Genomic DNA, 11,967 nt, shown 5'->3' with positions numbered 1-11,967 from the left:
GCGCTGCCCGCCCGGAAGGCACCGAACGCCCCGCGAGCACCGACCAGGTCCGCCCCGACCCGGCCCCCGCCCGTACCCGCGGAGGCCTGGGTGCGCCCCTCGACGCGTTGCCGCCCACGGCGGCGGCACCGCGCGGCACCGCGCCACTGCTCGGCGGCCGCGGGCCGGTCCGGCGGCTCACGGGCCCGGCGGCGACCGGTGCCGCAGGCAGCAGCACCAGGAGCGCGGCGGAACAGGCCGGCCCTGCCGCTGCCGGCTCTGCCGCTGCCAGGCCCGCCGCCGCCGGGGCTGCGGCGGGAGCTGCGACCGGTGAAGCGCTGCGGGTGCAGCGCGCTGTCCGGCGTTCCGGCGAGGCTTCGGCTCCCACGGACACAACGGCTTCTCCGGCCGCTGCGGCTTCTGTGGCATCGACGGCGCCGCCGGCTCGGCGTCAGCGCGGCTCGGTCGAGGGCGGTTCGGGCGCGCCGACCGCTGCTTCGCCGTCGGCCGGCGAAGGGCCGCGCGTTCAACGTGCCGTCCAGCGTGCCGTCCAGCGCCCCGGAGATGCCCCGTCGGCTTCGGCGTTGGCGCCGGCGCCGGGATCGGGGAGTGGCTCGGCCGGTGGCCGTTCCGCCGTCCCGACGCCCGGCGCCGGGTCGGAGCACCGGCCGGGGGTTGCGCCGCAGCAGACCCTGCCCGCGCCCCGGACCGGTCCTGCCCAGGCCCCGGGCCAGGGGAGTGCTCCGCACGGTAGCGGCGGCGGCCCGGCGGTTCCGGCGCGGCCGGCGGTCGGAGGCTGGGGCGTGCAGCGGGCCGTCGCGGTCACCGGCCGGAGGCGTGGACTGATCGGCGAACGCCCGATGACGTTCGCCCTCGCAGCCCCGACGCCGCCCTCCGTGACCGGTGGCGGCGCTCGTACCGGCACCGGTGCGGCGGCGCCCGCCACGCCCGTGGTGCCGGCCGTTTGGCCCAGGGCGCTCCAACCGGGCGCGGACGGCGACTCGACCGCTGCCGGGCAGGAGACGTCGTCCGGCGGTCGCGCGTCCGGCGGTCGCTCGTCCGGCGGTCGCGCGTCCCGCGCCGGGGCCGTGCCGCAGTCCTCGCGCTCGCGGCACACGCCGGGGGCGGGAGGCGGCCGCTCCGCCGCCGGTCCATCGGCGGCGGAGCCAGGTTCGTCGGGGTCCGGAGTTTCGGGCCCAGCACCAGCGCAGGGCCAGGCGTCCGGTGCGGGTGCCGGTGCGGCGCGCGGGCTCGCGGGTGTGCTGCAGCGTTCGCGTGCGCGGCGTTCGACGGAACAGGCGTTCCGGGCGGAACGGGCGGAGCAGGTCGACGGTCGGAGTGTGGCCGTTCGGCCTTCGACGCAGCCGGGCGGGGCGCCGACCGGCGCGACCCCGGTGGCCCCGGCGCCGGGCCGCTCGTCAGGCGCGGGTGCAGGTACGGGTGCCGGTGCGGGCGCAGGTGTGGGCGGGGCTGCGGCGCGTGGGCTCGCGGGTGTGCTGCAGCGTTCGCGTGCGCGGCGGTCGTCGGCGCGTGGTGCCGGCCGGGGTGCGGCCGAGCAGCCGTCGGGGCGGGGGAGTTCGACGCAGAGCGACCCGCTGCCCGCCGCGCACGGCCGCGCCCGTGCGGCGGTGTCGTCCGCAGGCGGCCCCCCGGCCGTGCAGCGGGTCGCCGCGCCGGCGTCGGGAGGGCGGCCGGGGCCCGGCGGCTCCGCTGCGTCGTTCGCCGCGCCGTCCGCTGCCGGGTCGGCTCCGCGCCCGCCGGTGGTCCGGCCGGCGCCGCCGACGGCCCCGTCGGCCCAGCGGCTTCCGGCCGGGGCGCGGTCCCCGCAGCCGTCGCCGGTGCAGCTGTCCCCGGCGACGGCCGGTCTTGGGCGGGCAGCGGGTTCGCCGCCGGCCGCCGGGTCCTCGCCCGTCGTGTCGCGGGCTGCGGGCGCCTCTTCCGTATGGTCCGCCTCGGCGGCGCCGTCCGCCCCGGCCGGCCCCGCGCTGCCGTCGGCCGGTACGGCGCTGCCGTCGGCCGGTACGGCGCGGGTGCTGCAGCGGGTGGCCGAGCAGGCGGGACTGGTGGGGGTGCCGCTGACTGCCGTACCGGCCCGGACGTCGACCACCGTGCAGGCCGCCCCGCAGACAGGCCGGTCGACCGCCTCGCCGTCCCAGGCCGGCGCACGACGTGCGGCGGACGCCGGTGGATCACCGGCCGAGCCCGCCGACGCCCATGCCACCGGGGTCGCCGGGATCGCCGACCTCGACGAACTGGCCCGGCGCCTGGTCGAGCCCGTCGGGCGGCTGCTGCGCACCGAGCTGCGTCGGGGGAGGGAGCGCAGCGGGCGACCGTACGACGTGCGCCGCTGAGCGCAGACCAGGCGCGCGGCCCGACCCGGCGACCGCAGCGACGTGACCGGAAGCAGGAAGCAGAAGGCGGAACCGATGACCGACAACATCTTCGCGACCAGTGTGTTCTTCAGTCTGACCATCGGTGGCAACGACCTGGGCGAGTTCACCACCTGCTCGGGTCTGGGGGCGCAGGTGGAGATCGAGCAGTACGCGGAGGGTGGCAACAACGGTTTCGCCTGGCAGCTGCCGGGCCGTATCACCTGGTCGAACATCACGCTGAGCCGCGCGGTCACCGCGGACACCCTCAAGATCGCGCGCTGGCTGGGCGAGATCGTCCGGAAGGTCGAACCGAAGGACGGGGAGATCGTGGCGCTGCGGCCCGACCTGAGCCGGATCGTCGGCTGGCAGGTGCTCGGGATCGTCCCGGTGCGGTGGGAGGGGCCGTCCTTCGACCCGTCCAGCTCGCAGGCGGCGATGGAGACCCTGGAGATCGCCCACGCGGGCCTGCGCCCGTCCTGACGCCGACCCGCCGCCGCCCACCCGGCCCAGCCCCCCCCCGCCCCACCGGCCCCACCCACGTAAGGAGCACCACGATGTCCCCGGCGGTCCCCGCGAGCGTCACCCGGGCCCAACTGACCATCATGGAGCCCCCGTCCACGGTCGGTGCCCAGCCCGGCGGGGCGCTCGTGCGGCTTCCGCTCCAGTTCAACCCGGCGACGCTGGTGCTGCGCAAGACCACGGAGTGGCGGCGCACGCCGTCCCGGATGGCCGGCCAGTCGGCGTTGCCGGAGTTCGTCGGCAGCGGACCGCGCTCGCTCTCGCTCGACGTGTTCCTGGATTCGACCGCGACGCACGACAACTCGGTGGAGCGGGCGGTCGAGCAGCTGATGACGGCCTGCGTGCCGACCCCGACCAGCCTGGCGCGCAAGACGCCGGCCAGCCCGTGGATCCGGCTGGACTGGGGCACCTTGAAGACGACCTCGTTCAACGGGGTGCTGACCGGCCTCTCCGTCACCTACACGCTCTTCGACGTCGACGGCAATCCGCTGCGCGCGGTCTGCTCGCTCACCATCGACGAGGCCAGCGTCGACCCGGCCGGCCAGAACCCGACCTCCGGCTCGCCGGAGGCCCGCAGCACCCACCGGGTGATCGCGGGTGACAGCCTGCCGCTGCTCGCCTGGCGCGCGTACGGGGACGCGACGGCCTGGCGCACCATCGCGGAGGTCAACGACATCGACGATCCGATGACCCTGGTCCCCGGCGCGGAGCTGATCGTGCCCGGGATCGACGAACTCACCCAAGGCGGACGACCGTGACCACTCCCGAGTCCCGCGGCGGCCGGCCCTTCGCCGCGGATCCCGTCGTCGAGGCGCCGGGCCCGCTGCCGCCGGTCTGGGCGGCCCAACTGGTCTCCTGCGACATCGAGGAGAGCGTCGGCCTGCCGGACACCGCGGTGCTGACCTTCCGGGACGCCAACCACACCTTCCTCGCCGCGACCGGCATCACCATCGGTACGAAGCTGCGGGTGTCGGTGGTCACCGTGCAGGGGCACACCCAGGTGCGGCTGTTCACCGGCGAGGTGACCGCGCTGGAGCTGGAGGTGGACACCACCGGCTCGTACACCGTGGTGCGGGCCTCGGCGGTCACCCACCGGCTGATGCGCGGGCGCCGGGTGAAGGCCTTCCGGAACATGACGACGGCCGACATCGTCCGCCAGGTGGCCGCGGACGCGGGCCTGGCCTGCGGTCGGATCGACTCCTTCCCGGTGGTCCACCAGCAGCTGTCCCAGGCGAACGTCCCGGACTGGGAGTTCCTGCAGTTCCTGGCGCAGGAGAGCGGCGCGCAGGTGCGCGTGGACGACGACGGGCAGCTGGAGTTCGTCCGGCCCGAGCCGGCGTCGGGCGCACCGGCCCCGTCCACGCCGGCGCCGCAGAGCCCGCTGGTCCTGGAGTACGGCCGCAACCTGCTGGAGCTGCGCGGCGTGCTGACCGGCGTCGCCGGCGCGGACACCGTCGAGGCGCGCGGCTGGAACGTCACCACCAAGAGCGCCCTGGTCGCCACCGAGCCGTCGGTGACCTCCCGGACGGTGCAGCCGGGGATGAGCCCCGCGACGGTGACCTCGGCCTTCCCCGGCCCGGCCCGGCTGACCGTCGCCGACACCCCGTACCGCACCCAGGCGGAGACCTCCGCCGCCGCCCGGTCGCTGGCCGCCTCGGTGGCCGCCGGCTTCGGCGAACTGGAGGTGGTCGTCGAGGGCAACCCGCGGCTGCGGGCGGGCGTCGCCGTCGCCCTGGGCAACGTCGGGGCGGCCTTCGCCGGCCGCTACACCGCCACGGGGGTGCGCCACCTCCTCGAACCGTTCCGCGGCTACCGCACCACCGTCGTGGTCAGCGCGGCACCGGACCGCTCCCTGGCCGGGCTGGTCACCGGCGGCAACGCGCCGCCGCGCGGGCCCCGGATGCCGGGCCTGGCCGTCGCCGTGGTCACCGACGTCCGGGAGCCGGGCGACGGGCAGCGCGGCTGGGTGAAGCTGAAGTTCCCCTGGCTGGACGACACCTACGTCTCCGACTGGGTGCGCACCGTGCAGTGGGGCGGGAACGGGGGCGGCGGCATCGTCAGCCCCGAGGTCAACGACGAAGTGCTGGTCGGGTTCGAGCAGGGCGACCTGGACAGCCCGTACGTGCTGGGCGGGCTCTACAACGGCGTGGACCGGCCCTCGCCGCACGACGTGCCGCTGGTCGACGCGGGCTCCGGCAAGGTCAACCGCCGTTCCGTGGTCTCCCGTTCGGGCCACCGGCTGGAGCTGCTGGACGTGCCGGGCGGCAAGTCCGGGGTCCGGCTGGCGAGCGGGGACAAGAAGCTGGAGGTCAGGCTCGACCAGCAGAGCGGCGAGATCGTCCTGACCGTCCACGGCGTGGGCGGCGCGGCGGGAAGCACCGTGCGCCTCTCCTCCACCGGCATCACCCTCGACGCGGGCACCGGAGAGGTGAACGTGCGCGGCGGATCGGTGACCCTCCGGGGCACGACCGCCGTCACCGTCGACGGCGGCGCCGAGGCCGTGATCAGGGGGGCGTTCGTCCGCCTCAACTGACTGACGAAGCACCAGAAAGACCGCAGCAGAAAGAAAATTCGTGCCCGCGTTTCAGGGGGCACCATCGGAATGGAGACCGTACATGCCCCCCGCAGCCCGGACCGGCGACCTCACCGACCACGGCGGCGCCCTCACCACCCCGCCGCCGGGCGCCCTCAAGGTGGCGACCGTGCTGATCGGCGGCCGACCCGCCGCGGTCGTCGGCAGCCTCCACGTCTGCGTCCCGCACGCGGAAATGGGCCCCGCCAACCTCGTCGAGCCCTCCCTCGGCACGGCCACCAGGGGAATGGTGCTGATCGGCGGACTCCCCGCCGCCCGCGTGGAGGACAAGACGACCTGCGGCGCCACCATCACCTCCGGTGCGCTCAACGTGCTGATCGGAGGCGTCATATGAGCCGGCGCGACGAGCGGAACAGGAGGGCGGGCGCATGAGCGCGAGCTTCATCGGCCGGGGCTGGGCCTTCCCGCTGCGGGTGAACGCCACCGGCGGCATCGGCATGGTCGACCGGGAGCGGGAGATCGCGGAGGCCATCCGGCTCATCCTCGGCACGGCCCCCGGCGAGCGGCCGATGCGGCCCGAGTTCGGCTGCGGCATCCACGAGTACGTCTTCGCCCCCGGCGACAGCACCACCGCCGGACGGATCGCACGCGAGGTGCGCATCGCCCTGGAACGCTGGGAGCCGCGCATCGAGGTCGACGACGTGGTGATCGCCTTCGACAGCATCGAGGAGGGCACGCTCTACATCGACGTGCACTACACCGTCCGCGCCACGAACGACCGCCGCAACCTGGTCTTCCCCTTCTACACGATCCCGGAGTCCCCCAGCTCGGCGGACGGGAGCGAGAACTGATGGCACTGCCCTCCCCGAACCTGGACGACCGCCGCTTCCAGCAACTCGTCGACGAGGCCAAGCGGTACGTCCAGCAGCGCGCGCCCGAATGGACCGACCACAACGTCTCCGACCCGGGCGTCACCCTCATCGAGACCTTCGCCTACCTGGTGGACCAACTGCTCTACCGGCTGAACCGGGTACCGGAGAAGAACTACTCCGCCTTCCTCGACCTGCTGGGCATCCGGCTCTTCCCGCCCGCCGCGGCCCGGGCCGAGGTCGACTTCTGGCTCTCCGCCCCGCAACCCGAGACGGTCCTGCTGCGGGCGGGCACCGAAGTCTCCACGCTGCGCACCGAGACCGATGAGGCGGTGGTCTTCTCCACCGCCGACGACCTGCCGATCGTCCCCAGCTCGCTGGAACGGCTGGTCACCGTCAACGCCTCCGGCGAGCAGTCCGACGGCACCGCCCGGCTGGCCGACGGGGCCGACGTCCGGTGCTTCCAGCAGCGCCCCGCGGCCGGGGACGCCATGCTCTTCGCCCTGCCGACCGTCGTACCGCGCTGCATCCTGGTCGTCCGGCTGGACAGCCGGGTGGAGGGCGTCGGCGTCGACCCGCGCCAACCGCCCCTGGCCTGGGAGGTGTGGGACGGCGCTCGCTGGATCGGCTGCGAGACCGGCAGCGACACCACCGGCGGCCTCAACCGGCCCGGCGAAGTCGTCGTCTTCGTGCCCGCCGGGCACACCGCGTCGGTGGTCGCCGGGCGGCGGGCCGGCTGGCTGCGCTGCCGGGTCACCGAGCCGCAGCCGGGCCAGCCGTTCTACTCCGAGTCGCCCACCGTCCGCCGGGCCGAGGTGTTCACCGTCGGCGGCACCGCGACCGTCGTCCACGCGCAGACCGTCACCGACACGCCGCTCGGCTCCTCGGAAGGGGTCGCCGGCCAGCGCTTCACGCTCGCCCGGCCACCGGTCCTGCTCGACGGCGAGCCGCCGGTGGTCGAGGTCGCGGCCGGCGACGGATGGGAGCCGTGGACACTCGTCGAGCACTTCGGCGACTCGGCGCCGACCGACCGGCACGTGGTGCTCGACGCGACCACCGGCGAGTTCCAGTTCCCGCCCGCGGTGCGCGAACCCGACGGCAGCCTGCGGGCCTTCGGCGCGGTGCCGCCCAAGGGCGCCCGGCTGCGCGTCCCGCACTACCGCACCGGCGGCGGCATCGCGGGCAACGTCGCCCGGAGCACGATCACGGTGCTGCGCAGCTCGGTCCCGTACATCGCCCGGGTCGACAACCGGGAGGCGGCGCGGGGCGGCGTCGACGGCGAGACCGTGGAGAACGCCAAGCTGCGCGCCCCGCACCAGCTGAGGTTGCAGGAGCGCGCCGTCACGGCCGGGGACTTCGAGCTGATCGCCCGCCAGGCCGCGCCGTCCGCCGCCCGGATCAGCTGCGTGCCCGCCGGCCCGGGTGAGGCGGGGGCGGTGCGGGTGCTGGTGGTCCCCGACGCGGTCGCGGACGAGGGCGACCGGCTGCGGTTCGAGCAGCTGATCCCCGACGAGCAGGTGCTGGCCGCCGTCGCCAGGGCCCTCGACGAGCGCCGGCTGATCGGCACCCGGATCCTCGTACAGCCCCCCGCCTACCAGGGCGTGACGGTGGTCGCCCGGCTCACCACCCGCGCCGCGGACCCCGACCGGGTCCGTGAGGCGGTCCTCGCGGCGCTGTACCGGTACCTCAACCCGTTGCGCGGCGGCGCCGACGGCTCCGGCTGGCCGTTCGGCCGAGCGGTGCAGTACGGCGAGGTGTTCGCGGTGCTCCAGCGAGTCGCCGCCGTCGCGGGGGTCGAGGAACTGCGACTGTTCCCGGCGGACCCGATCACCGGACGCCGGGGCGCGCCGGCCGAGCGGGTGGAAGTCCTGCCGGACGCCCTCGTCTTCTCCCACCAGCACCAGGTCATCGTCACCACCCAGGCCGAGGGCGGGCCGTCATGACCCGAGCAGCCATCCCGGGACTGCCCAGCCCGCACCCGATCGGCGAACTCCTCCCCGCGCTGTTCGCCGAGGACGACTTCGCCCAGCGGTTCACGGCCGGCCTGGACACCGTCCTCGCCCCCGTCTTCACCACCCTGGACAGCCTGCCCGCGTACTTCCGGCCCCGCCTCGCGCCGCCCGACTTCCTCGACTGGCTGGCGTCCTGGGTAGCGGTGGACGTCGACCCGGCGTGGCCGGAGGAGGTGCGCCGTGCGGTGGTCGAACGCGCGGTGGAACTGCACCGCTGGCGCGGCACCCGGCGCGGACTCGCCGAACGGCTGCGCCTGGTGCTGGGCGCCGGCGCCGAGATCGTGGACGGCGGCGGCGCTTCCTGGTCCACCGCCGCCGGTGCCGGGCTGCCGCCCGCGCCGAACGGCGAACTGCTGGTCCGGGTCTGGCCGCTGCGCGGCCCGGGGCCGGACGAGGGGCCGGCCAGAGGGCCGGACGACGGGCCCGAGCAAGAGCTGGACGAGGGGCCCGGGCAAGGGCCGGACGAGGCGCCCGGCCAGGGACTGGACAGAGCGCCCGGCCAAGGGCTCGACGAAGAACAGGTGTTGGCTGTCGTCAGGGCGGGCTGCCCGGTCCACCTGACCTGCCGGGTGGAGATCCTGCCCGGTCCACCCGGGCGAGCGGAGGACTGACGGATGCCGGTGTGCCCCGACTGCGGAACGGCCAACGGGGAGGGGGACGACTTCTGCGGCAACTGCGGTGCCTACCTCGGCTGGTCGCACGGCCGCGCCGCCACGGCGGCACCAGCCGCCGCGCCCGCCCAGGCCGAGCCCGCCCAGGCCGAGCCCGCGCGGACCGAGCCCGCGGAGGCCGAGCCGACGCAGGCCGCGTCTGCGCAGGCCGGCCCTACGACCGGGGTGTCCGAGGCCGCGCCCGCTGCGCCGCCCAGGCCCTCGCGGACCGAATCCACCTGGCGGACCGTTTCGCGACGGGTGACCCGCGGCGGGAAGGAGCAACCGCCCGCCGCGGACACCGAGCCGCCGACCCCGTCGAGCGGGGAACCGCAGACCTCGCCGCCCGCCGAGCCGCCGCGCTCGACCTCCGCCCGGGTGCGGGCGACTCCCGCGTCGGCTCCTGCGCCTGCCTCTGGCCCTGCGTCCGCTCCGAATCCCGTTCCCGCTGCTGCTCCGGCCTCCGAATCGGCCCCGGCCCCGGCCTCCGCTCCCGCATCGGCAGCGGCCGCCGCCCAGGCGCCCGAACCGTCGACCGACCCCGTGGCCGTGCAACCCGCCAAGCCGGTCGCACCCCGCCCGGTCGTCCGGGCCTCCACAGCCGATGAGACCCCGGACGGGCCGCCCTGCCCCCGCTGCGGCACCCCCAACCTGCCCGACCGCCGGTTCTGCCGCCGCTGCGCGGCCCCACTGACCCTCACCGCACCCCCGCCGAAACTGCCGTGGTGGCGCACCCGCTGGCCGTTCCGGCGCCGGGTGCGAATCGGCGGTTCGGGCAACGCGCTGCGCCGAACCATCGCACTGCTCGTGCTGGCCGCCGTGGTGGTCGCGGGGATCCTGCTGTACCCGACCGGAAAGGACGTCTACCAGGACGTGCTGGACAAGCTCCGCGGCACCGCGCCGATCACCCCCGCCGCGGCCTCGGCGAGCGCCGCGGTCGAGGGCCACCCGGCGACGGCGGCCGACGACGGACTCACCAACACCTACTGGGGGGCACCCGCGGTCGGGGACTCCGTCACCTTCTCCTTCCGCACGCCGTTCCGGCTGGTGGACCTGATCATCCACAATGGCGGCTCGGCGGATCCGCAGCAGTACAAGCAGCAGGGCCGCCCCCTCGTCCTGTCCTTGGAGGTCACGGACGCGCACGGGAAGTCGCACGGTCAGCAGGTCACGCTCAACGACCAGCCGGGTCCGCAAACCGTGGCGACCGGGATCAGCGACGCCGTCCAGGTGAAGCTCACCATCCGCGAGGCCGCCGGCGCCGACCCCGGCCGCGCCATCGCCCTGGCCGAGGTGGAGTTCTTCAAGCGCACCTGAGCCCGTTCCCGTCCCTGAGCCCGTTCCCGTCCCTGTCCCCGTCGGTGTCCCTGTCCCCGTCGCACCGAGCCGTCCGGGCTCCCCTCGTCCCGCTGCCGGGGGCCCGGACGACGGGACGGCACGGAGCTGGACCGGAGCCTGACTGCCGATCAACGGGCTTTCAGCACACGCTCGTTCTGCGGACAAGCGCACGGTCCGTTTATGGTTCGTTTACTGTGCGTCAACGCGCGATCGATGGGATAGTCATGTTCATCTCAAGAATCTCGCGAGAAGGAGTGTCCTCCTTGACCACTCACCTCAGGAACGGCTCAGGCCCGCGGACGGCGGCGGCCCTGATGGCGACGCTGTGCGGGATCGCCGGTGCCACCGCGGTCGGTACGACCCCGGCGGCGGCAGCCGACCAGCGACACCCGATCTACGCCATCGCGCACCGGGTCGACACCCTGGACGGCGTGGACGCCGCGATCAACCACGGCGCCAACGGCATCGAGATCGACGTATGCGCCTGGTGGAACCCGAACGAATGGCGCGCCTACCACGACTGCTCCTCCGCCGGCGAGAACCGGCTGGGCCCCAGCTTCGACAGCATGATCGACCGGATCGTCTCCAACGCCAACGCGGGGCGCCGACTGTCACTGGTCTGGCTGGACATCAAGGACCCGAACTACTGCGGAGAGGCACCGAACCGAACCTGCAGCGTCGCCGGACTCCGTGACAAGGCGCAGCGGCTGACGGCCGCCGGCATCCAGGTGCTCTACGGGTTCTACGAGTACCACGGCGGGAACACCCCGGACGTCGGCGGCCGGGGCTGGAAGAGCCTCGAAGGCAAGCTCGGCCCCCTGGAGGGCATCACCACGACCGGGAGCCGCGACAAGGTCCGCAGCGCCTTCGAGCAGTCCGGATCCGGCTTCCCCACCGGCCACCGGGCCATGGACTACGGCGACAGCGACATCACCAAGGGCTTCGGCAACTGCACGGAACCCACCTACAACACGTGCGCGGAACTGAAGAAGGGAGCCACGGACCGCGCCGCGGGCCAACTCGCGGCCACGCTGTCCTGGACCACCACCTACAACGACCCCTGGTACGTCGACAAGCTGCTGGGCGACGCACGCGTGGACGGCATCATCGCCGGCTACGGCGCCTTCACCGGCGTGCGGGAGTACGACAACAGCTGGCAGTGCGCCAACGCCGTCAACCTCGTCCGCGACTGGGTGAACCACCACAGCTCCACCCACCGCATGGCCACCAGCGGCGACCGCCTGTTCAAGTAAGGGCACAGGCGGGGCCCGGCGGCACAGTTGGGCGGCTGGACTGCAGGACCGCAGGACCGCGGGACATCGTGACGGCCCCGGGTCGGGACGCGCCGGTGCGTCGGCACCTCCCGACCCGGGCATTTGTTTTCGGGCGCGGAGTGGGAGTACTGTCTCCCAGTCGCTCGGCTGGGAGCACCGGACACGCATCTGCGCGGACGGTCCCGGGGCGGCCAATCCTTTGAAACACCACTTCCCGGTTCGGGCCGGGTCGCGCTTGCCATGGGCACGTACGACTCCGACACGTATTCGCTTTGCGTGTTTATCGGATTGCGGCTGGATTCGCCTTTCGAGGCGGGGATCAGCTAGAGTTTGAAACGTCGGACAGGGCGTCAAGCCCCGGAAGACACCGGCGAGTTGGATGATCGAAGCCCCGGAAACGGAGCGGAAAACATCTGATAAG

The 11,967-nt window shown here is 74.4% G+C and carries 10 protein-coding genes; all 10 read left to right on the top strand.

Going from position 1 to position 11,967, the window contains the following annotated elements; genetic code table 11:
- The first annotated feature begins 1,892 nt into the window (after positions 1-1,892).
- The 10 genes from IF30_RS0135305 to IF30_RS0135260 all read left to right on the top strand — a co-directional run bounded on the left by IF30_RS0135305 (position 1,893) and on the right by IF30_RS0135260 (position 11,525).
- The gene (locus IF30_RS0135305; RefSeq protein ID WP_158835740.1) at positions 1,893-2,330 is read left to right on the top strand and encodes a hypothetical protein; all 438 of its coding nucleotides are present in this window, start codon (positions 1,893-1,895) and stop codon (positions 2,328-2,330) included.
- 75 nt (positions 2,331-2,405) lie between these two features.
- A complete protein-coding gene (locus IF30_RS0135300; RefSeq protein ID WP_030246199.1) occupies positions 2,406-2,831 on the top strand; it encodes a phage tail protein in 426 nt (141 codons plus the stop codon).
- 74 nt (positions 2,832-2,905) lie between these two features.
- Positions 2,906-3,628 carry a LysM peptidoglycan-binding domain-containing protein gene (locus IF30_RS0135295; protein WP_030246197.1) on the top strand — a complete coding sequence of 241 codons (723 nt, stop codon included), beginning with the start codon at positions 2,906-2,908 and terminating at the stop codon, positions 3,626-3,628.
- Positions 3,625-5,403, top strand: a complete 1,779-nt coding sequence (locus IF30_RS0135290) for a VgrG-related protein (RefSeq protein WP_030246195.1) — start codon at positions 3,625-3,627, stop codon at positions 5,401-5,403. The genes IF30_RS0135295 and IF30_RS0135290 overlap by 4 nt, the downstream gene beginning before the upstream one ends.
- 82 nt (positions 5,404-5,485) lie before the next feature.
- Positions 5,486-5,797 (top strand): PAAR domain-containing protein, encoded by a 312-nt coding sequence (locus IF30_RS0135285; protein ID WP_030246194.1) that lies wholly within the window; start codon positions 5,486-5,488, stop codon positions 5,795-5,797.
- Positions 5,798-5,831: 34 nt separating this feature from the next.
- Positions 5,832-6,254, top strand: coding sequence for a GPW/gp25 family protein (locus IF30_RS0135280; protein ID WP_030246192.1), 423 nt, complete (start codon positions 5,832-5,834; stop codon positions 6,252-6,254).
- Entirely contained in the window at positions 6,254-8,215 is a 1,962-nt protein-coding gene (locus tag IF30_RS0135275) for a putative baseplate assembly protein (protein WP_030246188.1), read from the top strand. The genes IF30_RS0135280 and IF30_RS0135275 overlap by 1 nt, the downstream gene beginning before the upstream one ends.
- Positions 8,212-8,895: a phage tail protein gene (locus IF30_RS0135270; RefSeq protein WP_030246186.1), complete on the top strand. Its 684-nt coding sequence runs from the start codon at positions 8,212-8,214 to the stop codon at positions 8,893-8,895. Before IF30_RS0135275 ends, IF30_RS0135270 begins: the two co-directional genes overlap by 4 nt.
- A 582-nt stretch (positions 8,896-9,477) precedes the next feature.
- Complete coding sequence (locus tag IF30_RS49930) at positions 9,478-10,251, top strand: zinc ribbon domain-containing protein (RefSeq protein WP_078891961.1); 774 nt, start codon at positions 9,478-9,480, stop codon at positions 10,249-10,251.
- A 284-nt stretch (positions 10,252-10,535) separates the two neighbouring features.
- Positions 10,536-11,525, top strand: coding sequence for a phospholipase D (locus tag IF30_RS0135260; protein ID WP_030246181.1), 990 nt, complete (start codon positions 10,536-10,538; stop codon positions 11,523-11,525).
- Positions 11,526-11,967: the final 442 nt, after the last annotated feature.

The organism is Streptomyces sp. NRRL S-350, assembly GCF_000719705.1.
GTDB lineage: Bacteria > Actinomycetota > Actinomycetes > Streptomycetales > Streptomycetaceae > Kitasatospora.
This window is presented reverse-complemented; position numbering and strand designations above follow the sequence as displayed.